This is a genomic window from Enterobacter sp. C6, assembly GCF_008122455.1.
Classification (GTDB): Bacteria; Pseudomonadota; Gammaproteobacteria; order Enterobacterales; family Enterobacteriaceae; genus Enterobacter; species Enterobacter pseudoroggenkampii.
The window spans coordinates 1-24,920 of record NZ_QPFW01000243.1; the positions used below are offsets into that span (position 1 = coordinate 1).

Below are 24,920 nucleotides of genomic sequence, written 5' to 3' on the forward strand. Positions count from 1 at the left end.
CGGGGATGCTGTTCCCGCTCGCCACCAGCGGCGCGATGGAGCCGTTCCCGTTCCTCGCAGGTACGGCGGGCGCGCTGGTGGGCGGCTTGCAGAATATCGGCTCCGGCGCGCTGGCCTGGCTCTCGGCGATGATGCCGCAGACCGGGCAGGCTAGTTTGGGCCTGCTGATGACGCTGATGGGGCTGCTGATTTTACTGTGCTGGCTGCCGCTGGCGTCGCGTGTCCCGCATCACGAGCAGCCGGTTTAACCGCATGATGGCCCGGCTTCTCGCCGGGCTTTTCACAGACAGGGGCGATCATCGCCTGTAATAACGGCTCTGGCGCTGGCCGCCAGGCGCCCTCTTCTCCGTCGTAAAACTGGAAATCCGCGTTAAGCGCATACGGGATTTTCGCCTTTTGCAGCTCGCAGGCCATAAAGGTGGCGAAGGCCAGCTGCGAAGCGGTTGGCGTAAAGCGGCTTGATTCTCCCACGCCCCAGCCCCCGACCCAGCTAACGTGCCCGGTTTTTTGCTGCCAGTGCAGCGCGGCGTTGATGCGGTTATGGATAGCCGCTTTCTCCGCCGCCGTGCCGGACGTCCACGGGTATTTACCGCTATTTTTCAGCGGCCCCCACGGGAAAATATGCCACTCCGCCAGCAGGTAGTTCTGGCTGTGCGCAGGCAGCTTCAGGCTGGATAAATCCTCCGGCGCGGCACGCAGGCGCGGCGCAATAAAGATCATGCGCTGCGGGTCCATGTCGTGGATCGCTTTAATGGTTTTTTCATACACGCGGTTTAGCGACGCGAGGTTGTGGTTAAGCTTGTCGGCTGGCTCATAAATGAGATCAAAACCCAGCAGCGGGTAGCTCTGACCGAAATAGTGCGCAACGGCAATCCACCAGTTGATCGTCTCTATTTCGTTATCGGCTTTTGGGTCGTTTTTATATTCATCAGCCTGATAAGCGATTATCGGGATCACGCCATACTGCTCGCAGGCTTCCACCAGCTTGCGCAGGTGAATCAGCCGCGCTTCCGTCGGCTCATCGGCCACGCGGATGCGCACGTGAGTAATGCCTTTTGCACGAAAATCGCGGACCACCAGCGGGTCGAATTCGCGTATGCCGCGCTCGGTTCGCGCCCAGTCCACATCCATCCCGACGCCAAGCTGCTGCGCATAATGGGCAGCCGTCAGCGGCGGCTCAGCGGCAATCGCCCAGCCGGAAGAGATCAGTAATGCAGAGACAATAAAAGGCTTTAACACGGTTTACCCTGGATAAATCGAAAGCATTACCTGTATTTAGCACGCTTTTTCATATTTGGTGTAGAGCGAAAGCGTAATAATTCTTCAACCTGCCAGTTCTCTCAGCCAGCCGATAAAGGCGTCAATTTTCGGCCACTGACGGCCAGAAAGCGTCGAAATATAGTAGTGCTGATGGCATTTCAGGGTCTTTTCGCCAAACGGGGCGATCAGCTCGCCTCGTTCCAGCCGTTTCTGCACAAGCCGCTTTCTCCCCATCGCGACGCCGACGTGGTTGATGGCCGCAATAATCGCCAAATCAGAACGATCGAAACCAATACCAGACGATGGCGGCATGTTCATCGCAAAGTGCTGCGCCCAGCTCAACCACTCATCCGTACCGGAATCATTGCTCCAGGCCTGACGGTCGTGCAGCAGCGTGCAGTGGCTGAGATTATCGGGGTTTTTCAACAGTTCATGCTCACGGGCATATTGTGGTGAACAGACGGGCAAAATTTCCTCGTCCATCAGGAAGTGATGAGAGAGATGGTTAGGCGGCGTATCGTCGAAATAAAGTGCCAGATCGATACCCGTTCGCTGCATATTGACGTAATCATTGCCGGTCAGGATGGTGAGCGAAATCGACGGGTAGCGACGGGTAAAATCACCCAGCATGGGTACCAGCCAGCACTGGGCGATCGACGGCCGGGAGTAGACCGTCAGCGTACCGGACAGCGCCTGATTTTTGATATCCAGGATCTCCTGATTCAGGGTGTCGAGGGACGATTTTAGCGTCCAGTAGACGCGCTTTCCCTCCTGCGTCAGCTCGACTTTACGGTGCGAACGGACAAACAGCTGAATGCCCAACTCTTCTTCCAGCAGGTTGATGCGGTGGCTCACCGCGCTGGGGCTAAGCGACAGTTCCTCCGCCGCCAGCGCGAAGGACTCATGCCGGGCGGCCACTTCAAAAGTGTACATTTTCGACAGCTGCCAGCCGTTTAACAGCCGGTTTCTGGCTTCATTTGCATCGGTCATCACAATTCTCACGCGTGGTTTCTGCGCTCAGCATACCGTTTAAGGGTGAATTAATGTGAACCTAATACGAATTAAGTGCGCTTTTTAGAGCGCAGTCACTCAGTTGATCCAATCTGGCTCACCTGAACGCCAATTTATATCGTTTGTCAGCCCACGCCGCTTTTTCGTCCAATACCCTCAGATGACATAAGGGTGAGGTGAGATATGGGATCTCAGGTCTGGGTTGTGGCAACGCTGCTGGTCAGCATTGTGTTGATTGTTTTAACCATCGTAAAACTGAAGTTTCACCCGTTCCTCGCGCTGCTGCTGGCGAGCTTTTTCGTCGGCGCGATGATGGGGATGAGCCCGCTGGATATGGTGAACGCCATTGAGAGCGGCATTGGCGGCACGCTGGGCTTCCTGGCGGCGGTGATTGGTCTGGGCACCATTCTCGGCAAGATGATGGAAGTCTCCGGCGCGGCAGAGCGCATCGGGATCGCACTGCAGCGCTGCCGCTGGCTGTCAGCAGACGTGATTATGGTGCTGGTGGGCCTGATCTGCGGTATCACGCTGTTCGTGGAAGTGGGCGTGGTCCTGCTCATCCCGCTGGCGTTTTCCATCGCCAAAAAGACCCACACGTCGCTGCTCAAGCTGGCTATTCCGCTCTGTACCGCGCTGATGGCGGTGCACTGCGTGGTGCCGCCGCATCCTGCTGCCCTGTTTGTGACCAATAAATTAGGTGCGGACGTCGGGACGGTCATTGTCTACGGTTTGATGGTAGGCCTGATGGCCTCGCTGGTCGGTGGCCCGCTGTTCCTGAAACTGCTCGGCAATCGTCTGCCGTTTAAACCGGTTCCGGCGGAATTTTCAGACCTGAAGGTGCGGGAAGAGCACACCCTGCCGTCGCTGGGCGCCACGCTGTTCACGGTGCTGCTGCCGATTGCCCTGATGCTGGTGAAAACCATCGCCGAGCTGAATATGGCAAAAGAAGGCACGCTGTATACGCTGCTGGAGTTTATCGGCAACCCGATCACCGCCATGTTTATCGCCGTGTTTGTCGCTTATTACCTGCTGGGGATTCGCCAGCACATGGGCATGGGCGCGATGCTGACGCACACCGAGCACGGCTTCGGCTCTATCGCCAACATTTTGCTGATTATCGGCGCGGGCGGCGCGTTCAACGCCATCCTGAAAACCAGCGGACTGGCGGACTCACTGGCGCATATTCTCTCGAACCTGCACATGCACCCTATCCTGCTCGCCTGGCTGGTGGCGCTGGTGCTGCATGCCGCCGTTGGCTCCGCGACGGTGGCGATGATGGGGGCGACGGCGATCGTCGCGCCGATGCTGCCGCTCTACCCAAACGTCAGCCCGGAGATCATCACCATTGCCATCGGTTCCGGCGCCATTGGCTGCACGATCGTGACCGATTCCCTCTTCTGGCTGGTGAAGCAGTACTGCGGCGCGACCCTGAATGAGACCTTCAAATACTATACGACGGCGACGTTTATCGCCTCGGTGCTTGCACTTGGCGGCACATTCCTGCTTTCCTTCATTATCTGAGCGCGAAGAGACGTATTATGGAAAACGCAACTATCACCACTTTAACCGCACAGTTTCCTCTGGTTGAGGATCTGATTGCCCTGAAAGAAACCACCTGGCTTAACCCGCTTACCACCACGCTGGCCGAAGGGCTGCCCTATGTCGGGCTGACCAAAGCCGACGTGGACGACGCGCACGCTCGCCTGAAACGCTTCGCGCCGTATCTGGCGAAAGCCTTCCCGGAGACGGCGGCAACGGGCGGAATTATCGAATCCGAGCTGGTCGCCATTCCGGCAATGCAGGCGCGGCTGGAGAAAGAGTCTGGCAAATCCGTTCCCGGCACCCTGCTGCTGAAAAAAGACAGCCATCTACCGATTTCCGGCTCGATTAAAGCGCGCGGCGGTATCTATGAGGTGCTGACCCACGCGGAAAAACTGGCGCTGGAGGCCGGATTGCTGAGCGTTGAAGACGACTACAGCGTTCTGCTGGAGCCGCGCTTTAAGGACTTCTTCAGCCAGTACAGCATTGCGGTCGGCTCAACCGGCAACCTCGGGATGTCCATCGGCATTATGAGCGCCCGCATCGGCTTTAAGGTGACGGTGCATATGTCTGCCGACGCCCGCGAGTGGAAGAAAGCCAAACTGCGCAGCCACGGCGTGATCGTCGTGGAATATGAGCAGGATTACGGCGTGGCGGTGGAGCAGGGACGCAAGGCGGCAGAAAGCGATCCTAACTGTTTCTTCATTGACGATGAAAACTCCCGCACCCTGTTCCTGGGCTACGCGGTGGCAGGCGAGCGACTGAAGGCGCAGTTTGCCGCACAGGGCCGCGTGGTGGATGCCGATCATCCGCTGTTCGTCTATCTGCCGTGCGGCGTCGGCGGCGGCCCCGGCGGCGTGGCGTTTGGCCTGAAGCTGGCCTTTGGCGATAACGTCCACTGCTTCTTCGCGGAGCCGACGCACTCCCCGTGCATGCTGCTGGGTGTTTACACCGGCCTGCACGATGAGATTGCGGTGCAGGATCTGGGCATTGATAACGTTACGGCGGCGGACGGTCTGGCGGTAGGGCGCGCGTCCGGCTTCGTGGGCCGCGCGATGGAGCGCCTGCTTGACGGGTTCTATACGCTTTCCGACCAGAGCATGTACGACATGCTCGGCTGGCTGGCGCAGGAGGAAGGCATTCGGCTGGAACCGTCCGCGCTGGCGGGCATGGCCGGGCCGCTGCGCGTGCGTTCAGATGCCAGCGTTACCCACCTGGTATGGGCGACCGGCGGCGGCATGGTGCCGGAAGACGAGATGGCGAAGTATTTAGCAAAAAGCCGTTAATCGTAGGCCCGGTAAGGCGTAGCCGCCACCGGGCTTTAAAAGCTCACAATTTGCTGAATGTGAGTCACTGCGAAGAGTAAAGACAGAGACAGCACGGCCAGGGCGATCAGGAACTTATCCCTCACCGCCTTCGGCTGCACAAAATCGTTCTGCGCCACGTCCATCAGGTTTCGACTGCGGGTATAGCGCCATAAAATAATCGCCACCAGCGCCAGCACGACAAGCGAGATCCAGAACGGCACCCCGGTGCGGTGCCAGTTGTGCTTAATCGCCAGGGCAATCAGCGCACCATACCCCAGCAGCGTGCGCAGCCAGGCGAGTGATGTTCGCTCCGGCTGCAGGCCGGGGTCCGCTTCGCGTCGCGCTTTGCGGCTATCCGCCATAGAACACCAGCACCATCACCACGCCCGCCACCGCCAGCAAAATCGCGCTGATGATGAGTAACCCACGCGTATAGGGCAGATCCTGCTTCAAACGCATCGCTTTTTCATTGCGCAGCCAGCGCAGGTAGCCGTAAATCGCCAGCACGCCCGCGAACAGGCACAGCAGCAGCGCCAGCACCTCACGAATCAGCGGCGTGGCGAAATCAGGCGCGAGCTGGTCGAGCCCCACCCCGGCGGCAAGGAATCCCAGCGCGGTGCGGATCCACGCTAAAAACGTGCGTTCATTAGCCAGCGAGAAGCGGTAGTCCGGCGCTTCGCCGAGGCGGGAAATTTTCATGAAGGTTCCTTGTCGAGCTACGGGCAGGCTTCAGCATAGCGTAAATCGACAAGGACAAGGAGACCGGCATCGGGCGATGCCGGTCGGGAAGATTAGTGCAGCTCCGGCCAGAACCCCTTATTGACCTCGATCAGGTCATCCAGAATCGCTTTCGCAACAGACGCGCTCGGCACGGTTTTCGACAGGGTAATCGCCTGCCAGAGTTTCTGGTACGAACGCTGCTCCCAGGCATCCACCACCAGTTTTTCCACCGCCACCTGCTGGCTCATCAGCCCTTTCTGAAAGTGCGGAATATCGCCCACCGTGAGCGGCTCCGGTCCGTTATGGCCCACCAGGCAAGGAATTTCCACCATCGCATCGGCATCAAAGTTATGGATGGCCCCGTTGTTTGGCACAATCAGCAGCATCCGCTCCTGGGTGTTAAAGGCAATGGCGGTCGCCAGATCGACGATGTACGACGCGTGTTCGTCGATTTCCAGCTCACCGGCGGAGGATTTGCCCGCCTCGATAATCGCCCGGCAGGAACTGAACACGTGCTTCTCACGGTGATCCATGACCTCATTGGCGCGGGTGCGTTCCGGGTTGGAATGCGCGACCACGTAGTCCGGGAAGAGATAATACTTCAGGTAGGTGTTCGGCATGGTATCCGGATCCAGCGCCTGCACGTCTTTTGCTTTGGCGAACGTATCGTTCCAGCTCGCCTCGGTGTGAGCGTCGTCAGAAGGCGGGACATAGCCGTTTTTCGCCACGTATTCGCGCAGCTTCGGCATCAGATCGTTGCCGTTCAGGTCTTCAATTGACGTCCACCAGCCGAAATGGTTCAGGCCGTAGTAGCGCACGCGCATCTCTTTGCGGTCTTTCAGGCCGACAATCTGTGCCATGCGCCCTTCGATGCCGATCGGCATATCGCAGATGTTGAGGATTTTGGCGTTCGGACGCAGGCGGCGCGTGGCCTCCGCAACAATCGCCGCCGGGTTGGAGTAGTTCAGCATCCACGCGTTCGGGGAGTACTGCTCCATGTAATCCACCAGCTCCAGCACGCCGCCGATAGAGCGCATGCCGTAGGCAATCCCACCCGGGCCGCAGGTTTCCTGGCCCAGCACGCCGTGGCGCAGCGGGATTTTTTCATCTTTTTCGCGCATCGGGTATTTGCCCACGCGGATATGCGCCATCACGAAATCGACATCGCTAAAGGCCGCTTTCGGATCGGTGGTGTAGCTGAATTCAATCTCCGGAGCCTGCTCCTTAAGGATGATTTTGCACGCTTCGGCGATGGTCTCCTGACGCGCGCCGTCGTTGTCATAGAACTTCAGCGCGCGCAGCGGAAAACGGTCACGGTTGGCTAACAGCATCAGGACGATACCAGGCGTAAAGGTGCTGCCGCCGCCTGCAATGACAACTGAGAATTTTTTCATGATATAGCCTCTGTCAGGGTGGTTTGTTCATTCGTTAAGGGGGTTTTCATCAGCGATTCCAGCTGGTCGCGCACCTGAGGAACGTGCAGGCCGACAATCACCTGAATGCCGTTGCCGCGTCGCACCACGCCGTGGGCGCCGAGGGCTTTGAAGACGTCATCGCTTTGCGTTCTCGCCATATCGACCAGGGCGATGCGCAGGCGGGTGGCGCAGTTGTTGATGCTTTCGATGTTCGCCGCGCCGCCGAGCGCCTGCAGGAATCCGGCGGCCTGCCCGACCTGCTGGCTGGCCGCGGCCGGGGCGGTGGTTTGCCCGCGCGCCGCCTTATAGTCGGCCTTGCTGTAGAGCTTGATTTCGCTCTCCTCCCGGCCCGGGGTTTTCAGGTTCAGACGTGCAATCAGCGTTTTGAAGACCACGAAGTAAATTCCGGTGAAGCAGACGCCAATGCCGATCTGGGTAAAGACCGTCGCGGCGTGGTTATGGAACATCGGGATCCAGTTTTGCGGCAGGAACTGGTCCAGCAGGCCGCCGCCCATGTTCCCGACCACACCGAAGGCGTACATCACCGTCGCCATGGTCGCCGCCAGCACGGCGTGAACGGCAAACAGCAGCGGCGAGATAAATAGGAAGGTGAATTCGAGCGGTTCAGTAATGCCCACCAGCACCGCGGTAAGCGTGGCCGGAACCAGCAGCCCCGCGACCTTGACGCGGTTTTCCGGCGACGCGGTGTACCAGATCGCCAGCGCAATCCCGACCGAGCCGAACACTTTTGAGTTACCGTGCAGGGCGAAGCCGCCTTCCGGGAAGAGGGTTTTCAGCGGCAGGGTGCTCTGGCTGAATTCCTGCAGATGCTGCGCCCAGTAGACCTGAATCCCACCCTCAACCGCCGCCGGGCCGAAGATGAACGGACCGTAGACGAAGTGGTGCAATCCGGTTGGGATCAGAATGCGTTCAAGGAAGGTATAGACCCACACGCCCAGCGCCCCGGCAGAGCGCAGGAACGCCTGCAGGGACTCAATGCCCATCTGCACTTTCGGCCAGCCCAGCAGCGTCAGCCAGGCGCAGGGGATCATGACGAAGAACGCGAGGATAACGACAAACGAGCTGCCCTGGAAAATCCCCAGAAACACCGGCAGCGGCTTGTCAAAATAGCGGTTGTGGATGGCGGTAACGATGCCTGAAATCACGATGGCGCCGATGATGCTGGTATCGAGCGTTTTGATGCCGGCAATCATCGCCAGCCCGCTACCAGCCGTCGGTTCGGCGGAGAAGTCGACGCCAAAGAAGTGGCCCCAGGTCATCCCCATCGCGTTGATGAAGTAGTTCCAGGTCAGGAAACTAATCAACACCGCCAGACAGGCGCGGCCCTGGGCCTGCTTCGCCAGGCCAATCGGCAGGCCGACGGCAAAAATCAGCGGCATATTGCGGAACACCGCCCAGCCGCCCTCTTCAATGATGTGAACAATCTGCGCGAAAAGATGATCGGGGGCCGTTAAGGCTTCGCCGACAAACAGCGGGTTGCGAAGCATGATGGCGATTCCCACCACGATCCCGGCGAACGGAAACAGCAACACCGGGGTAAACATGGCACCGCCAAAACGTTGTATTTGACTGAGCATTTTTAAATCCTCATGAAACAACCTGTAGGGGTAGAGGCCTTTATGGTTTTTTGCTGGCCTGAGGTGAGCATAAGAACTTACTGATGCGCGAACATGGCGTGCCGCTGCGATTCGTGATCGCATTCATGGTTTTATTTTGACCAATCAGGTCTACTTTTTGCGGTAAATATAGACATATCAGGACGCCATCCACGCCCTGATAAGGGCAGAGAGGTCTACCAGTGATCTACAAATCTATTGCCGACAGATTGCGGCTGCGGCTGAATTCGTCGGACTACAACATCGGCAGCCCGCTGCCCGGCGAAAAAGCGCTGGCGCAGGAGTTCGGTGTGGCGCGAATGACCATCCGCAAGGCGCTGGATCTGCTGGTGAGCTGGGGGCTGGTTGAGCGGCGGCACGGCAGCGGCACGTTTGTGTCGCGTAAAGACGTTCACCACGAAACCACCAACCTGACCGGGCTGGTGGAGGTGCTGCGCCAGCAGGGAAAAGAGGTGCAGAGCAAGGTGCTGCAGTTCGAAGTGATGCCCGCCCCGCCCGCCATCGCCAGCCAGCTGCGGATTCAGGTGGATGAGCGGATCTACTTTTCCCGACGGGTGCGCTACGTGGACGGGAAGCCGCTGATGCTGGAGGACAGCTTTATGCCGGTGAAGCTGTTCCGCAATCTGTCGCTGGCGCATCTTGAGGGGTCTAAGTTTGATTACATCGAGAAGGAGTGCGGGATTACCATCAGCGGGAACTACGAGAGCCTGACGCCGGTGCTGGCAGATAAAACGCTGGCCGGTTATATGAACCTGCCGGAACAGACGCCGCTGCTGCGCATTACGTCCCTCTCCTACAGCGACAGCGGCGAGTTCCTCAATTATTCCGTGATGTTCCGCAATACCAGCGATTACCAGGTGGACTACCATCTGCGGCGCATCCACCCGGACGACCTGCTAGCCCATCCCCCAGAACAGCACCGCCAGTAGCTGCGGCGTAATGATGCGCAGGAACATCACCAGCGGGTAGACGGTGGCATAGGAGAGCGCGGCCGCGCCGCTGGTGGCGTGCAGGTTGTTGGCAAAGGCCAGCGCGGGCGGATCGGTCATGGAGCCCGCCAGCATGCCGCACAGCGTCAGGTAGTTCATTTTGGCGAACATCCGCGCCAGTATGCCCACCGTCAGCAAAGGAATAGCCGTGATAAATATGCCGTAGCCGACCCAGCTCATCCCTTCGCCCTTGACCAGGGTATCGACAAAATCCCCGCCGGACTTCAGCCCGACCACCGCCAGGAACAGGACGATGCCCAGCTCGCGCAGCGCCAGGTTGGCGCTCGGCGGCATAAACCAGTAGAGCTTACCGATGCAGCCGATACGCCCGAGGATCAGCGCCATAATCAGCGGCCCGCCAGCCAGGCCCAGCTTGAGCGCAACCGGGAAGCCCGGCACGTACAGCGGGATGGAGCCAAGGAGTACGCCAAGCCCGATACCGATAAACACTGGCAGCATCTGCACCTGCTGCAGTTTTTGCTGGGCGTTACCCACCATATCCGCGACGGCGTCGATGGACGACGGGCGCCCAACCAGGTTGAGGATATCCCCGAACTGCAGGCTGGCCTCCGGGCTAGCGACCAGCTCGACACCCGCACGGTTGAGGCGGGAGATCACCACGTCGTAGCGCTCTTTTACCTGAAGATCGCGTATTTTCTTACCAAGAACGTGCTCGTTAGTCACCACAACGCGTTCCACGCGCATATCGGTGCCGCGGGTTGAGAGAGAGGTATCCACTTCCTGACCAATCACCAGCCGCGCGTTGTTTAAATCGCCGGGCTGGCCGACCAGGTGCAGCAGATCGCCCTGCTGAATGATGGTGCCAGGCGCGGGCACCATCAGCATATCGTCGCGCTTAAGGCGGGAGCAGATGATATTGGCGCTGTTGAGGATCGGCACGTCCTGAATCGCCATATTGTTCAGGTTGGGGTTATCGACCCGAATATTGATGGTTTTGATCGGCATATGGCCGTTGGTGAGCGTGGTTTCGTGGTCTTTCGCCTCTTTATCAACGTTAATGCGAAACAGGACGCGGACCAGCCACATGGAGAGCAGAATGCCGCAAATGCCAAACGGATAGGCCATGGCGTAGCTCATCCCCATCTGATCGACGATGCCGGGTTCGATGCCCAAATCGCGCAGGATTTGCTGCCCGGCACCGAGCGCGGGCGTGTTGGTGACCGCCCCGGAGAAAATGCCCAGCACCACGGGCAGCGGGATAGCAAAGATTTTATGCAGAATGGCGGTGACCAACCCGCCCATCACCACAATGCCGAGGGCAAACAGGTTGAGCCGTAAGCCGGAGACACGAAGAGAGGCGAAAAAACCCGGCCCCACCTGAATCCCGATGGTATAAACGAACAGGATCAGGCCGAACTCCTGAGTAAAGTGGAGCATTTCAGCGCTCAGCACCAGCCCGAGCTGGTCGGCAAAGTGGCCGACAAAAATGCCGCCAAACAGCACCCCGCCTATCCCAAACCCGACGCCGCGGATTTTGATATTCCCTATCCACAGGCCAACAACAGCGACCAGGGCCAACACGCTGACGGTTAACGCGATATCACTCATGATCCACTTCCTTGGCATAACCTTAGTTATGCTAAGGATTCTCTCAGAGCCGTGGGCGGTTGTATGGGCGATGGCGCACAAAAAAGCCCTGCCGGGGCAGGGCTTTATCTTTTCATCCTCTCCCTGTGGGAGAGGGCCGGGGTGAGGGCATCAACCCGCACACTGTTAACTGTTTAACGCCGGCCGGTCGCTAATGGCGATACGCTGCGGCGGGATGGTTTCCGGCACGTTGCGGGTCAGGTCAATATGCAGCAGCCCGTTGGTAAACGTGGCGCCGGACACCTCCATATGGTCTGCCAGGGTAAAGCTCAGGCTAAACGGCTGATTAACCAGCCCCTGATGCAACCATTTGGTCTCGGTCTCTTGTTTCTCCGGCGTACCTTTCACGGTCAGACGCGTGCCTTCAAGCTGGATATCCAGATCCTCCTGACGGAAGCCGGCCAGCGCCAGGGTGATGCGATAGTGGTTATCGTCGCTTTTTTCGATGTTGTACGGCGGAAACGTCTGTTGCTCAGCGGTGTTTTGCAGGGCATTAGCCAGTTTGTCAAAACCAATCCACTGACGCAGCAGGGGGGATAAATCGTAGTTACGCATACTAAATCTCCTTCTGAGAAGCGAGTTCGGCACAGTTTAATTTTGTGCGCAGTTGTTCCTGCAAATCCTGATGGATTCGCATATGCTCCCGTTACGGCAAGCAATTCTGGGTGGGCCGCTCGCGCGACCCGCATAATTAGTTAATTTCGATACGACGCGGTTTTTTCTCTTCCGGAATCACACGTTCCAGTTCGATAAACAGCAGGCCGTTGACCAGGTTCGCGCCTTTCACGTGAATGTTCTCGGCTAACTGGAACTTGCGTTCAAAGTTGCGCTCGGCGATGCCCTGGTAAAGGTAAGTACGCTCTTTCTGCTCGGCCGTATGGGAACCTTTCACCACCAGCAGGTTGTCCTGCGCGGTGATCTCCAGTTCGTTTTCTGCAAAACCGGCGACGGCAATGGCGATGCGGTAGTGGTTTTCGTCAACCAGCTCAACATTGTATGGAGGGTAGCCGTTGCTCTGGCTTTGGTTATTTTCTAAATGGTTAAACAGGCGGTCAAAACCAATTGCAGAACGGTATAGCGGAGAAAGATCGAAGTTACGCATAAATAAAACTCCTGAAATCAGCGAGAAAATGTAGCCTTCCACCATGGACAGGCCTTTGCGCCCCCCGAACACCCATCAGGCGAGTTCGTTATCGGGTCGTATTCTTAAAATGGGTCTGCAACCGGGCTTTTCAAGCGCGACGACTGCACTTTTTTTTGCACTTTCCTGCATCTCGCTTAGACTGGGACAACAGCACAAAGGGTTAAATTGCGATGGCTGCCACAGTGCGGGGTTATCGGGCTATCCATTTTGGTTAAGGCTCGTTATAACCCTGAGTTGCAGGTCTATGCAGTGCCATTAACGATGACTGAGTGATGATGAAAAATGTTCTGATAAAGCTGACGACGTTCAGCGGGGTTGTTTTACTTTGCGGGTGTTCGAGCGTGATGTCTCACACCGGCGGTAAAGAAGGAACATATCCGGGGACGCGCGCCAGCGCGGCGATGATCTCCGATGACGATACAAACTGGGGCACCAAATCCCTGGTTATCCTGGATATGCCGTTTACGGCCGTGGCGGATACGCTTTTGCTGCCGTGGGATATGTTTCGTAAGGACAACTCCGTGCGCTCACGGGTAGAAAAAAGCGAGCAGGAGAATCTGGCAACAAACGCCGTTATCCCGCCCGCAGAGATGCCTCCACGCTAGTTCTGCGCGGTTTCCGTTAACCAAAGTTGACGGAAACCCCCTGTCTCTTCCATCCACGCAATAAAGCGCCCGTCCGGGGAAAACACGACGGCATCAGCAGACGGCGGATTGCCGTGATCGGACGTCAAAAACGTCACCTCTCCGGTCTGCGCGTCGCAGCAGGCGATCCGGTTTTCGAGCACAAACCCCAGTCGGTCACCCGCCGGATGCCAGTTAAACGCAGACTGAATACCGCTCCCGTTACGCGTCAGCTGGCGCGGCTCACCGCCCTCAGGCGAGATCAGCCACAGCTGCACAATGCCGTTATCGTCGCGCATCAGAAACGCGATCTGCGTCCCCTGCGGGTTGCTGCGAACCCAGTGGCGCGGCACGTTCACCAGGCCCGGATAGGCCCTCTGATGCGTAAAGGTCAGACGACGCTGCATTACCCCGGCAGGCGGGGCCGGCAGGGTCTCTGCCGTGCCCTGCAGCGGCGCATCGCCCGCACGCTTCCAGCCCTGCTCGTCTTCCGGCAGGTCGACGATAAACAGTTCCGGGACTTTTTCGCCCTGCGCAGAGAGGGTATCGCCGATAAACGCCAGCCTGGTGTTGCCTACCCAGCCCTCTTCATAGGCGCGGTTAATCTCGTCGCTGCCCGGCTGCGGGTTGGGCGTCGTGCGGCTGACCAGCACGCTCCAGAAGGTTCCCGGATACTCACGGGGATGGTTCCCCTGCGGGTTCACAGGGCCGTAAGGCGCAGCCACGCCGACGTTGCGTAAATCACGTTTAGGATCGCGCACGTGCAGGACATGGTCGTTATAGGTAAAGCTGACGAGCTGGCCGTTCGGGCTGAAGACATGGACGTGGCTGCCGCCGCGCAGCGCCCCAGGGGTGTACGGCGAAGTGATATCCATCGCGTCAAGATTGCTCACCTGACCGTTTTGCGCGATCACCCCCTGGCGATGATGAAAATCGTAGTGCCAGTCTGCATCCGGGTTTCTCGGGCCGTGGATAAAGACGTATTTCTCATGCGCGGGATGAACGGTCACCACGCCGACGTGCGCGCCGTCAGTTGCACGATAGATCACCTCCACCTCACCCGTAGCGACATTGACCCGCTCAATGGTTTCACCGGTGAACGATGCACCGGAAGGGCGCACGTCATAGACCAGCCACTGGCTGTCCGGCGTCCAGGTATTGATGTTGGTCAGCTGGTGGTTGCGGGAAGCGAAGGTGATTTGTTTCATGAGGATACCCTGATGCACGGTGAGTGCATCAGGGTAAAACATCCGCAGGGATTAGCCTACTCGTTTCACATCACCCACCAGCATGATGTAGGAGAGCGCACCGATCAGCGCCACGGCGGAGATGTACACCAGCGCCGGGCCGAAGCCGTAGTCCTGCGCCAGATAGCCGATGACCAGCGGTACGGTGATCCCGCCCAGCCCGCCGACAAAGTTGAACACGCCGCCGGTCAGGCCAATCAGCCGCATCGGCGCAAGAGACGACACCAGCGACCAGGTGATAGAGGCGAAACCGTTACCGAAGAACGCCACCGCCATCAGGGCCATAATCCACACCGGATCGTTGGTGTAGTTGGCCCCCATGATGCAGGTGGAGATCAGCAGCCCGCAGATAATCGGCGTTTTACGCGCCACGCCCAGCGAGTAGCCTTTTTTCACAAGCTTATCGGCCAGCCACCCGGAGAGCAGTACGCCGAAAAAAGCCGCGAGGAACGGCACGGTAGTCATAAAGCCCGCCTTCAGCGCCGTGATGCCCTTTTCCTGGGTCAGATAGTTCGGGAACCAGGTCAGGAAGAACCACAGCGTGGAGGTCACCGCGAACTGGCCCAGATAAACGCCCACCAGCTTACGGTGGAAGACCAGCTTCCAGTCCGCTTTGGTCAGCGGCTGGCGCGCCTCTTTTTTCACCGGCGCATCACCGTCCACCAGGCCACCGCCGTCGCGGATGTAGTCCAGCTCGGCTTTGGTGATGCTTTTGGTCAGCCGCGGCGGCTGGTAGACCTTGAACCAGATCAGCGACCAGATAATGCCAATCCCCCCTGTGACGATGAACACCCAGTGCCAGCTCAGCAGCTCCTGAATCCAAATCAGCAGCGGCGTCAGGAACGCCAGACCAACAAACTGCCCGGAGGTGTAAAAGCCAACGGCGGAAGCGCGCTCGTGTTCCGGGAACCAGCTGGTCACCATGCGGTTATTGGTCGGAAACGCGGGCGCTTCGAAAACCCCGGTAATGGCACGCAGGCCAATCAGCGACATCAGCCCGGTCGCGAAGCCCTGGAAAAGGGTCGCCACGGACCAGCCGAAAATGGCGATAAAGTAGGTCAGACGTGAACCCACGCGGTCAAGGAACCAGCCGCCGGGGATCTGGCAGAGCGTATACAGCCAGGCAAACGCCGAGAAGACGTAACCCATTTCCGCTTTGGTGATGCCAAACTCTTCCTGAATATGGGCCGATGCCACGGCAAGGTTGGCGCGGTCGACATAGCAAATGACCACGGTAATAAAGATCATAATCAGCGTCAGGTAGCGGCGACGCCCGGTTTTTGTAGCGGTAACTGGAATATCCATCGCAATCTGTCTCCAGATTTTGGGCATAGCGAAGCCGCTCACCATGCCCTGTAATTTACAGAGGGTTATATTTTTGTATTAACGATTTTTGCCCGGTGGCGAAGCGCCAGCCGGAGAGTTACCACTCGGCTACGGAACCGTCTTCATGACGCCACAGTGGATTACGCCAGTCCGGCGCATGTTTACTCAGCTCAATGACTTTGGCTTCATCAATCTCAACGCCAAGGCCCGGCTTCGTTAACGGTTTAAAGAAACCGCCTTCCATGCTGAAGTCTTCTTTATTTTTCACAAAATCGAGCAGTTCCGCGCCCTTGTTATAGTGAATCCCCATGCTCTGCTCCTGGAACACCGCGTTGCGGGAGACAAAGTCGACGTGAAGACAGGCCGCCAGCGCGATCGGGCCAAGCGGGCAATGCGGGGCCAGCGCCACATCGTAAGCTTCGGCCATCCCGGCGATTTTGTAGCATTCGGTGATGCCGCCCGCGTGAGAGAGGTCAGGCTGCAGGATCGCAATGCCGCCCGCTTCGAGCACGCGTTTAAACTCGAAGCGCGAGAACATGCGTTCACCCGCCGCGATAGGAATGTGGGTCTGTTCAGCCAGTTTCGGATAGTACTCAGCCTGCTCGGCCAGCACCGGCTCTTCGATAAACAGCGGACGATACGGCTCCAGCTCTTTGATCAGCACTTTGGCCATCGGCGCGCTGACGCGGCCGTGGAAGTCCAGACCAAACTCGATCTCATTGCCGAAGGCTTCACGGATTTGCGCCACGGTATTCACCGCGCGATCCACCGCGCGCGAGTTGTCGATAATGCCCATCTCTTCGCAGCCGTTGAGCTTGAAGGTATCAAAGCCGATGTTGCGCAGCTGCGTAATGCCGTCGATCACTTCTGCAGGACGGTCGCCGCCGACCCAGCTGTAGGCTTTAATTTTGTCGCGCACCAGGCCGCCCATGAGCTGCCAGACCGGCGCGTTCAGCACTTTGCCTTTGATATCCCACAGCGCCTGGTCGATACCGGCGATGGCGCTCATCAGGATCGGCCCCCCGCGGTAGAAGCCCGCGCGGTACATCACCTGCCACAGGTCGTTGATGCGAGCCGGATCCTGGCCAATCAGGTATTCCCCCAGCTCGTGCACCGCCGCTTCTACGGTGCGCGCACGTCCTTCAATTACCGGTTCGCCCCAGCCCACGACCCCTTCATCGGTTTCGATTTTCAGGAACATCCAGCGCGGGGGTAAACGGTACGTGGTGAGTTTGGTTATTTTCATTTCACTGCCTCTCGATACGCTTTCACAAATGCTGCCGCCTGCTGTGCGGTACGTTCCACGGACTGACCGGCGCGATACAGATCGCTGCCCAGCCCCGCGCCCACACAGCCCGCGCTCATCCACTGGCCCAGGTTTTCTGGCGTTACGCCGCCCACGGCAAAGACCGGCACGCTGGCGGGTAATACCGCTTTCAGCGCTTTGATGTAGTCCGGTCCAAAAGCCGATGACGGGAAAATTTTGAGCGACTGTGCGCCCGCATCCAGAGCAGTAAAGGCTTCCGTGGCGGTGGCGCATCCAGGGCAGACGGTCATGCCGTAACCCACCGCGCGGCGGATCACCTCAGGCTGAATGTTGGGCGTGACGATAAGCTTACAGCCCATCTTTGCCAGCCGATCTACCTGCTCAGGCCGTAACACGGTGCCTGCGCCAATCAGCGCCCTATCGCCGAAGGCCTCCACCACGGCCGGAATGCTTTTTTCCCACTCCGGAGAGTTAAGCGGGATTTCCACCGCGTCGAACCCGGCGTCGATAACCGCGCCGACGTGGGCTAACGCCTCGTCGGGCGTGATGCCGCGCAAAATCGCGATAAGGGGAAGATCAGTTTGCCACTGCATGAGCGATGCTCCTTATTCCTGCCTGAAATGCCGTGTCGCCGGATACCGTTGAAACGTTACGTCCAACGGCGCGAAACGCCTGCTCATAGCGCGACGTTAGCGATGTGCCAGCGACAAGGGTGATGGCCTGCTCGTGCGCGACGAAATCACGCATGCTGGCGACCTCTGCGCCAATTAGCAGGCCGGAGAGAAATTCGCTGACCTGCTCGCGCGGGAGATTTCCCAGCACGTGCGAGGCGCGAACCTCAAAAAGCTGCGGCAAAACATCAGGAGAAGCGATCCCACGTTCAAGCCCGGCAGCAAACGCCTCTGACGAGGCTTCCTGCTCCGGCAAACCGGCTCCCACCAGTGAATGATTGAGCAGTAAATGGTGTAGCTCGCCGGTCATCACGGTGCGAAAATCGTGGATTTGCTCAGCGTCGGCCTGGACCCACTTGCAGTGCGTTCCGGGCATGACGTAGACAGAAGAAGGAGAAAGCGTGCGCGCGCCAAGCAGCTGCGTCTCTTCGCCGCGCATCACGTTGTGGTTATCCCCGCGAGAGATGCACAAACCGGGAATTATCCAGATATTGTCGCCAACGGACGTTAACTGCTCACCAATCGCGGAGAAATGGGCAGGAACCGGTAGATAAGGCGCTATCTTCCAGCCAACGTTGCTGCCGACCATTCCCGCCATGACCACCGGCGTGGCGCTGTCGCGCCAGTTTTGTGTGACCTCTGCTAACACCGCCTCGGGGGATTTACCGTTCAGGCGCGTCACGCCTGCTTCTGATTGCCTGCTCTCCAGGCACTGTTCGCCCTGGTACAGCCAGGCGCGCAGATTGGTCGATCCCCAGTCAATTGCGATGTAGCGAGATGTCATGTGATTTCCTTTAGCCTTCGTGTCGAGCTGGCGATCATGGTAAGTGCCGCCTGCTCTGCCGCATCGCCGTCCTGATGCCGTATCGCATCGAACAGCGCTTTATGTTCCTGGAGCGTTTTCGGCATGTTGGCCTCATCGCCCATCCAGGTACGTTCAAATACTGCTCGCTGTAGCGAGCTGATCGCCACGCTAAGCTGCTGTAATACCGGGTTATGCACCGACTGCAGCACCGCTTCGTGGTAGCGGATATCCGCCTCGTTAAACGCCTCCCGGTTCTGGTTATTGGCGATCATGTCGTTTAAAGCCGACTCAATCTGCGCCAAATCGCCAGAGGTTGCGCGCTCCGCCGCCCAGCGGGCGATGGCCGGTTCAACCAGGTTTCGGACTTCGCTCATCGCGCCGATAAGCCGTGGGTCGTAATCGTTTTCCAGCACCCACTGCAGTACGTCGGTATCGAGGTAGTTCCACTGGTTGCGCGGGGCAACAAACGCGCCGCGATAGCGCTTCATTTCAATCAGCCGCTTCGCCATCAGCGAGCGGAAGACTTCCCGGATGATGTTGCGCGAGGTTTCAAACTCCTCACACAGTTCGGCCTCTGCAGGCAGCGGCGAACCGGGAACGTATTTGCCACCCACAATCTGGGTGCCCAGCGTAATGACGATGCGATCGGTTTTATTGAGAGTCATGGAGAGTCCTTGTGCTCTGTATGTCCATCACTACTTTACCGCGACCGCTGAATTTCACCTCACTTTTGCAGTACAAACGTGAGAGAATTCGACTTTGCTGTGGTGACAATGTAGTACAATCAATCAATGTTGTACTACAATCAAGATCACAAAAAGAACAACTCGATAAATTCAGCGCAAAAAAAAGCCCCGGTTGATAACCGAGGCCGATGATTAGAAATAAGCGTTACTGCAGCACAAACTTCTCGATCGCGTAGGCAACGCCGTCTTCCAGGTTGGATTTGGTCACGAAGTTGGCCACTTCTTTCACCGACGGAATGGCGTTATCCATCGCCACGCCCATGCCCGCGAATTCAATCATCGCGATGTCGTTTTCCTGGTCGCCCAGCGCCATGATCTCTTCCTGTTTAATCCCCAGCGCATCAGCCAGCGATTTCACGCCGGTGCCTTTATTGACGCGTTTATCAAGGATTTCGAGGAAGTACGGCGCACTTTTCAGCACGGTGTACTTCTCTTTTACCTCTGCCGGAATACGCGCAATCGCTTTATCCAGGATCTCCGGCTCGTCGATCATCATCACTTTCAGGAACTGGGTGGCAGGGTCCATTTTCTCCGCTTCACAGAACACCAGCGGAATGGTCGCAACGTAGGATTCATGCACCGTGTAGTAGCTGATATCACGGTTGGCGGTGTAAAGCGTATTGCGATCGAGGGCGTGGAAGTGGGAGCCCACTTCACGGGACAGTTTTTCCAGGAACAGATAGTCATCGTAGCTCAACGCGGTTTGCGCAACCGTACTGCCATCCGCGGCTTTCTGCACCAGCGCGCCGTTATAGGTGATGCAGTAGTCGCCAGGCTGATTCATGTGCAGCTCTTTCAGGTAGCTGTGCACGCCCGCATACGGACGCCCCGTGGTGAGGACCACATTCACACCCTTGGCGCGTGCCGCGGCGATCGCGTTCTTAACGGCTGGAGAGATAGTGTGGTCTGGCAGCAACAGCGTGCCGTCCATATCGATTGCAATAAGTTTGATAGCCATGAGTTCCCCGGGATAAATGAGTGCTGCCTCATGCTAACGCGATTAAGCACACAAAAATAGAGCTACATTGCGCAACAAAAGCCCCCTTTTACGCTTCTCCCGGGGAATAAAGACCTACTCGCGAGTGAGAACGATTTTACCGAACGCGCCGCGATCCAGATGCTCAAGTGCCTGTTCAAGCTCGTTAAAACGGTAGCGATGCTCAATCACGGGTTTCAGGCCGGTGACATCAACAGCGCGGACGAAATCTTCCAGCGCCCTGCGGTGTCCCACGCCGATCCCCTGAATGACGGGGGATTTCAGCAACAGCTCGCCAGCAGAGAGGGTTATCTCCGTCCCGGCCAGCACGCCAATAACGGAGATACGTCCGTGAACGGCAACGGCGCGCAGGGAATGCTTCAGGTTCTCGCCCCCCACGGTTTCAATAATATGGTCGATGCCGCGATCCTGCGTCAGTGCCAGCGTATTTTCAGCCCAGTCGCCTTTCAGGCGGTTGATGCCCTGGCTGGCCCCCAGTTTTTTGGCCAGCTCCAGCTTTTCATCGCTCCCCGAGGTGACAAATACCTCTGCGCCGTGCGCTTTTGCAATTTGCAGGGCGAAAATCGCCACCCCGCCCGTGCCCTGCACCAGCACCGATTGCCCGGCGCGCAGCTGTCCGCGTTCCACCAGCGCAAACCAGGCGGTAAGCCCTGCGCAGGGTAAGGTACTGGCCTCGGCGTCATCCAGGGTCTCCGGGGAGGCCACCAGCGCGTCTTCCTTCACAATCACATACTCGGCCAGCATCCCCTGGAAGTATCCACCGGACGTTTTATAGGGCAAATTGCGCGCGTCCGCCTGCGGTTTACCGTCGATCCACTCCGGGAAGAAGGTTGAGATAACGCGAGCGCCGGGCTGGAAGCGCGTGACGCCTTCACCCACGCTGTCTACGACGCCCGCCATGTCAGACGCCGGGGTAAACGGGAAGGAAAGTGGGATTGGCATTGTGCCTTCAACAACCATTTTATCGCGATAGTTGAGCGCAACGGCCTTCACCCGTACGCGCACTTCACCCGGGCCGGGCTGTGGAACGGGTGCCTGAGTCAGCTTGAGGTTCTCGCGCCCGAGGGCGTCCATGGACCAGCGTTGCATTGTCTCTGTCATTTTATTTCTCCTGCCATCAGATGAGCTTTAGTCCTGACAGTCTACCGTTGACTAAAGGTCACCAGTGGCGATAAGTTTTCTCTTTATTGACGCCATAATCGATACAATCCATGACCGATACGCTGAAGGATATTCCTGTTTTTGTGGCCGCCGTTGAGGCGGGAAGTTTCGCTCAGGCCGCAATTCGCCTGCATTTGTCACGCTCGGCGGTAGGGAAAAGCATCGCTCGCCTTGAAGAGCGGCTGGGGGTACGTCTTTTTCATCGCACCACCCGTAGCCAGAGGCTGACCGATAACGGCGCCCTTTTTTATGAACGCTGCCTGCGCGCGCTGGAGGAGATTCGGGGCGCGGAATCGCTGCTGGAAACAGGGAAACAGCAGGTCAGTGGCCGCCTGCGCGTTGCCATGCCAGTGCTGTTTGGTCGCCAGTGCGTCGCCCCGCTGCTGATAGCGCTGGCGCAGGAACACCCCGGGCTTGAACTGGAAATGTCATTCAGTGACCGGGTGGTGGATCTCGTCGAGGAAGGGTTTGATATGGCGGTGCGTAACGGCACGCTTCAGGACAGCAGCGTGCTGGTCGCCAGAAGGCTGGGAGAACACCGCATGGTGCTATGCGCCGCACCGGATTATCTGCAGAAGAAAGGCCAACCGCAAAGCGTGGCTGATTTACCCCAGCATACGGCGATTAACTATCTGCGCGCAGGCAGAGTGCTGTCCTGGCAGCTGATGGATAACGAAGGAACGTCGCACACCTTTACTCCCCGGTCATCACTTAATATGGATGATTTGCAGGCGATCTGCGACGCTGCGCTGGCCGGACACGGCATTGCATGGCTGCCCTGCTGGATGGTCGTTAAAGATATTCACCAGGGTAAACTCGTCCCGCTCCTGAAGCAGGCACCGGACGTGCATTTCGACGTTCATGCGGTGTGGCAGCAGACGCCGCATCTGCCGCTGAGGGTAAGAATTGCGATAGATACGCTGGCGAGCCGTTTACCTTCCGTGATGTCGCTGGATATGCCTGCGCCCATAAAAAAGCCGCGCTAAAAGCGCGGCCAGTTATCGTGCGGTTTCAAACCGATTAAATATCGATATTTGCCGCTTTCAGGGCGTTCTCTTCGATGAAGGCACGACGTGGTTCAACCGCATCACCCATCAGGGTCGTGAACAGCTGGTCTGCAGCAATCGCGTCTTTAACGGTAACGCGCAGCATGCGGCGGCTTTCCGGATCCATGGTGGTTTCCCACAGCTGCTCCGGGTTCATTTCGCCCAGACCTTTATAGCGCTGGATCGCGAGGCCACGACGGGACTCTTTCACCAGCCAGTCCAGCGCCTGCTCGAAGCTGGCTACCGGCTGACGACGTTCGCCACGTTCGATGAACGCATCGTCTTCGATCAGGTCGCGCAGCGTCTCGCCGAGCGTGCAGATACGACGGTATTCCGGACCGGTGACAAACTCGTGCTCCAGCGGGTAGTCGGTATCAACGCCGTGGGTGCGCACGCGAATAATAGGCTCGAACTGCTTATCGGCGTTCTGCTGAACATCGCATTTCCACTGGCTGCCGTGCTGCTCTTTCTCGTTCAGATCGGTCACCAGAGCGTTCACCCAGCGGGTCACGGTCTGCTCGTCGCTCAGATCGGCTTCGGTCAGGGTTGGCTGATAAACCAGCTCCTTCAGCAGCGTTTTCGGATAACGGCGTTCCATACGCGTGATCATTTTCTGCGTGGCGTTGAACTCGGACACCAGACGCTCCAGCGGCTCACCGGCCAGTGCAGGGGCGTGCGAGTTCGCGTGCAGGGTCGCGCCATCAAGCGCGATCGCGATTTGGTACTGATCCATCGCTTCGTCATCTTTGATGTACTGTTCCTGCTTGCCTTTCTTCACTTTGTACAGCGGCGGCTGGGCAATGTAGACGTGGCCACGTTCAACGATTTCAGGCATCTGACGATAGAAGAAGGTCAACAGCAGCGTACGAATGTGCGAGCCGTCGACGTCCGCATCGGTCATGATGATGATGCTGTGGTAGCGCAGTTTGTCCGGGTTGTACTCGTCACGGCCAATGCCGCAGCCCAGCGCAGTGATGAGCGTCGCCACTTCCTGAGAAGAGAGCATCTTGTCGAAACGGGCTTTCTCAACGTTGAGGATTTTACCCTTCAGCGGCAGGATAGCCTGGTTCTTACGGTTACGGCCCTGCTTCGCAGAGCCGCCCGCGGAGTCCCCTTCCACGAGGTACAGTTCGGACAGCGCCGGGTCGCGTTCCTGGCAGTCAGCCAGCTTGCCCGGCAGGCCGGCTAAGTCCAGCGCGCCTTTACGACGGGTCATTTCACGGGCTTTACGCGCCGCTTCACGGGCACGCGCCGCATCGATAATTTTGCCCACCACGATTTTCGCGTCGGACGGGTTTTCCAGCAGGTATTCGCTCAGCAGTTCGTTCATCTGCTGCTCAACCGCCGATTTCACCTCAGAAGAGACCAGCTTGTCTTTGGTCTGTGAGGAGAACTTCGGATCCGGTACCTTCACGGAGACAACGGCAATCAGGCCTTCACGGGCATCGTCACCGGTGGCGCTGACTTTCGCTTTCTTGCTGTAGCCTTCTTTGTCCATGTAGGCGTTCAGGGTACGGGTCATCGCCGCACGGAAGCCCGCAAGGTGAGTACCACCGTCACGCTGTGGAATGTTGTTGGTAAAGCAGTAGATGTTTTCCTGGAAACCGTCGTTCCACTGCAGCGCCACTTCCACGCCGATACCGTCTTTTTCGGTGGAGAAGTAGAAGATATTCGGGTGAATTGGCGTTTTGTTCTTGTTCAGATACTCAACAAACGCCTTGATACCGCCTTCGTAGTGGAAGTGGTCTTCTTTGTTGTCACGCTTGTCGCGCAGGCGAATCGAGACGCCAGAGTTCAGGAACGACAGTTCACGCAGGCGTTTCGCCAGGATGTCGTACTCGAACTCGGTGACGTTGGTGAAGGTTTCGAGGCTCGGCCAGAAACGCACCATGGTACCGGTTTTGTCGGTGTCGCCCGTGACGGCCAGCGGTGCCTGCGGCACGCCGTGCGTATAGAGCTGACGGTGGATTTTGCCTTCGCGCTGGATAACCAGCTCCAGCTTCTGCGACAGGGCGTTTACTACCGAAACACCTACGCCGTGCAGGCCGCCGGAAACTTTATAGGAGTTATCGTCGAACTTACCGCCTGCGTGCAGGACGGTCATGATCACTTCCGCCGCAGAGACGCCCTCTTCCGGGTGAATACCGGTTGGGATGCCACGACCGTCATCGGTGACGGAGACGGAGTTATCCGCATGGATGGTGACCACGATGTCTTTACAGTGACCCGCGAGCGCTTCGTCGATAGCGTTATCTACCACCTCGAATACCATGTGGTGCAGACCGGTGCCGTCATCCGTGTCGCCGATATACATACCCGGGCGCTTACGCACCGCATCCAGCCCTTTCAGGACTTTGATACTGGAGGAGTCATAAGAATTCGACATCAACGTTTCTCGCTC

General features: G+C 58.0%; 23 protein-coding genes, 1 pseudogene and 1 other annotated feature. Of the genes and pseudogenes, 6 read left to right on the forward strand and 18 right to left on the reverse strand.

Annotation, left to right across the window (positions count from 1 at the left end; all coding sequences use genetic code 11):
• Positions 1-248 (forward strand): annotated as a pseudogene (gene emrD, locus DOU50_RS18485) (multidrug efflux MFS transporter EmrD); the annotation flags it as partial.
• Here emrD and DOU50_RS18490 read toward each other — a convergent pair.
• Both DOU50_RS18490 and dsdC read right to left on the reverse strand, forming a co-directional pair.
• Positions 151-1,239: a cellulase family glycosylhydrolase gene (locus DOU50_RS18490; protein WP_024907379.1), complete on the reverse strand. Its 1,089-nt coding sequence runs from the start codon at positions 1,237-1,239 to the stop codon at positions 151-153. The pseudogene emrD and the gene DOU50_RS18490 overlap by 98 nt on opposite strands.
• Before the next feature lie 84 nt (positions 1,240-1,323).
• Positions 1,324-2,250 (reverse strand): DNA-binding transcriptional regulator DsdC, encoded by a 927-nt coding sequence (gene dsdC / locus DOU50_RS18495; RefSeq protein WP_148769885.1) that lies wholly within the window; start codon positions 2,248-2,250, stop codon positions 1,324-1,326.
• 204 nt (positions 2,251-2,454) lie between these two features.
• On the opposite strand from dsdC, the gene dsdX reads away from it, so the two are divergent.
• Both dsdX and dsdA read left to right on the forward strand, forming a co-directional pair.
• Positions 2,455-3,792 (forward strand): D-serine transporter DsdX, encoded by a 1,338-nt coding sequence (dsdX, locus tag DOU50_RS18500; protein ID WP_148769886.1) that lies wholly within the window; start codon positions 2,455-2,457, stop codon positions 3,790-3,792.
• Between the two features lie 17 nt (positions 3,793-3,809).
• Complete coding sequence (gene dsdA, locus DOU50_RS18505; RefSeq protein WP_148769887.1) at positions 3,810-5,096, forward strand: D-serine ammonia-lyase; 1,287 nt, start codon at positions 3,810-3,812, stop codon at positions 5,094-5,096.
• Between the two features lie 35 nt (positions 5,097-5,131).
• Here dsdA and DOU50_RS18510 read toward each other — a convergent pair whose 3' ends face one another.
• From DOU50_RS18510 to DOU50_RS18525, 4 genes are all read right to left on the reverse strand, one after another.
• Positions 5,132-5,479, reverse strand: a complete 348-nt coding sequence (locus DOU50_RS18510; protein WP_024907383.1) for a DUF202 domain-containing protein — start codon at positions 5,477-5,479, stop codon at positions 5,132-5,134.
• Positions 5,469-5,816 carry a YidH family protein gene (locus DOU50_RS18515; RefSeq protein WP_024907384.1) on the reverse strand — a complete coding sequence of 116 codons (348 nt, stop codon included), beginning with the start codon at positions 5,814-5,816 and terminating at the stop codon, positions 5,469-5,471. The genes DOU50_RS18510 and DOU50_RS18515 overlap by 11 nt, the downstream gene beginning before the upstream one ends.
• 92 nt (positions 5,817-5,908) lie before the next feature.
• The gene (locus DOU50_RS18520; RefSeq protein WP_148769888.1) at positions 5,909-7,231 is read right to left on the reverse strand and encodes a 6-phospho-alpha-glucosidase; all 1,323 of its coding nucleotides are present in this window, start codon (positions 7,229-7,231) and stop codon (positions 5,909-5,911) included.
• Positions 7,228-8,850 (reverse strand): alpha-glucoside-specific PTS transporter subunit IIBC, encoded by a 1,623-nt coding sequence (locus DOU50_RS18525; protein ID WP_148769889.1) that lies wholly within the window; start codon positions 8,848-8,850, stop codon positions 7,228-7,230. Before DOU50_RS18525 ends, DOU50_RS18520 begins: the two co-directional genes overlap by 4 nt.
• 221 nt (positions 8,851-9,071) lie before the next feature.
• On the opposite strand from DOU50_RS18525, the gene DOU50_RS18530 reads away from it, so the two are divergent.
• A complete protein-coding gene (locus DOU50_RS18530) occupies positions 9,072-9,818 on the forward strand; it encodes a GntR family transcriptional regulator (protein WP_024907387.1) in 747 nt (248 codons plus the stop codon).
• Here the strand turns inward: DOU50_RS18530 and DOU50_RS18535 are convergent.
• From DOU50_RS18535 to ibpA, 3 genes are all read right to left on the reverse strand, one after another.
• The gene (locus DOU50_RS18535; protein ID WP_148769890.1) at positions 9,786-11,447 is read right to left on the reverse strand and encodes a putative transporter; all 1,662 of its coding nucleotides are present in this window, start codon (positions 11,445-11,447) and stop codon (positions 9,786-9,788) included. The two genes, DOU50_RS18530 and DOU50_RS18535, sit on opposite strands and share 33 nt — an antisense overlap.
• A 165-nt stretch (positions 11,448-11,612) precedes the next feature.
• Entirely contained in the window at positions 11,613-12,041 is a 429-nt protein-coding gene (ibpB, locus tag DOU50_RS18540; RefSeq protein ID WP_024907389.1) for a small heat shock chaperone IbpB, read from the reverse strand.
• A gap of 136 nt (positions 12,042-12,177) precedes the next feature.
• Positions 12,178-12,588, reverse strand: a complete 411-nt coding sequence (ibpA, locus tag DOU50_RS18545) for a small heat shock chaperone IbpA (RefSeq protein ID WP_008500162.1) — start codon at positions 12,586-12,588, stop codon at positions 12,178-12,180.
• Positions 12,582-12,653 (reverse strand) — a sequence feature (ROSE (Repression Of Heat Shock gene Expression) occurs in the 5'-region of heat shock genes and acts as an RNA thermometer to modulate expression.). (Overlaps the previous gene by 7 nt.)
• A 249-nt stretch (positions 12,654-12,902) precedes the next feature.
• On the opposite strand from ibpA, the gene DOU50_RS18550 reads away from it, so the two are divergent.
• On the forward strand, positions 12,903-13,235 hold the full coding sequence (locus DOU50_RS18550; protein ID WP_024907391.1) for a YceK/YidQ family lipoprotein: 333 nt from the start codon (positions 12,903-12,905) through the stop codon (positions 13,233-13,235).
• Here the strand turns inward: DOU50_RS18550 and DOU50_RS18555 are convergent.
• From DOU50_RS18555 to DOU50_RS18590, 8 genes are all read right to left on the reverse strand, one after another.
• Positions 13,232-14,461: a DUF3748 domain-containing protein gene (locus tag DOU50_RS18555; RefSeq protein WP_194266161.1), complete on the reverse strand. Its 1,230-nt coding sequence runs from the start codon at positions 14,459-14,461 to the stop codon at positions 13,232-13,234. The two genes, DOU50_RS18550 and DOU50_RS18555, sit on opposite strands and share 4 nt — an antisense overlap.
• Positions 14,462-14,512: 51 nt before the next feature.
• Positions 14,513-15,850, reverse strand: a complete 1,338-nt coding sequence (locus DOU50_RS18560) for an MFS transporter (RefSeq protein WP_148769892.1) — start codon at positions 15,848-15,850, stop codon at positions 14,513-14,515.
• Between the two features lie 73 nt (positions 15,851-15,923).
• Positions 15,924-17,072, reverse strand: coding sequence for a galactonate dehydratase (dgoD, locus tag DOU50_RS18565; RefSeq protein WP_119936457.1), 1,149 nt, complete (start codon positions 17,070-17,072; stop codon positions 15,924-15,926).
• Entirely contained in the window at positions 17,069-17,686 is a 618-nt protein-coding gene (locus DOU50_RS18570; RefSeq protein ID WP_032648565.1) for a 2-dehydro-3-deoxy-6-phosphogalactonate aldolase, read from the reverse strand. Before DOU50_RS18570 ends, dgoD begins: the two co-directional genes overlap by 4 nt.
• On the reverse strand, positions 17,670-18,548 hold the full coding sequence (locus DOU50_RS18575; protein ID WP_148769893.1) for a 2-dehydro-3-deoxygalactonokinase: 879 nt from the start codon (positions 18,546-18,548) through the stop codon (positions 17,670-17,672). Before DOU50_RS18575 ends, DOU50_RS18570 begins: the two co-directional genes overlap by 17 nt.
• Positions 18,545-19,234 carry a D-galactonate utilization transcriptional regulator DgoR gene (gene dgoR / locus DOU50_RS18580; protein ID WP_003861109.1) on the reverse strand — a complete coding sequence of 230 codons (690 nt, stop codon included), beginning with the start codon at positions 19,232-19,234 and terminating at the stop codon, positions 18,545-18,547. The genes DOU50_RS18575 and dgoR overlap by 4 nt, the downstream gene beginning before the upstream one ends.
• Before the next feature lie 226 nt (positions 19,235-19,460).
• Positions 19,461-20,273, reverse strand: coding sequence for a sugar-phosphatase (gene yidA / locus DOU50_RS18585; RefSeq protein ID WP_023309809.1), 813 nt, complete (start codon positions 20,271-20,273; stop codon positions 19,461-19,463).
• Positions 20,274-20,387: 114 nt separating this feature from the next.
• Positions 20,388-21,413: a zinc-dependent alcohol dehydrogenase family protein gene (locus tag DOU50_RS18590; protein WP_148769894.1), complete on the reverse strand. Its 1,026-nt coding sequence runs from the start codon at positions 21,411-21,413 to the stop codon at positions 20,388-20,390.
• A 110-nt stretch (positions 21,414-21,523) separates the two neighbouring features.
• Here DOU50_RS18590 and DOU50_RS18595 point away from each other — a divergent pair, with 110 nt between their 5' ends.
• The gene (locus tag DOU50_RS18595) at positions 21,524-22,459 is read left to right on the forward strand and encodes a LysR family transcriptional regulator (protein WP_148769895.1); all 936 of its coding nucleotides are present in this window, start codon (positions 21,524-21,526) and stop codon (positions 22,457-22,459) included.
• A gap of 34 nt (positions 22,460-22,493) precedes the next feature.
• Here DOU50_RS18595 and gyrB read toward each other — a convergent pair whose 3' ends face one another.
• Complete coding sequence (gene gyrB, locus DOU50_RS18600; protein WP_024907871.1) at positions 22,494-24,905, reverse strand: DNA topoisomerase (ATP-hydrolyzing) subunit B; 2,412 nt, start codon at positions 24,903-24,905, stop codon at positions 22,494-22,496.
• Positions 24,906-24,920 lie beyond the last annotated feature (15 nt).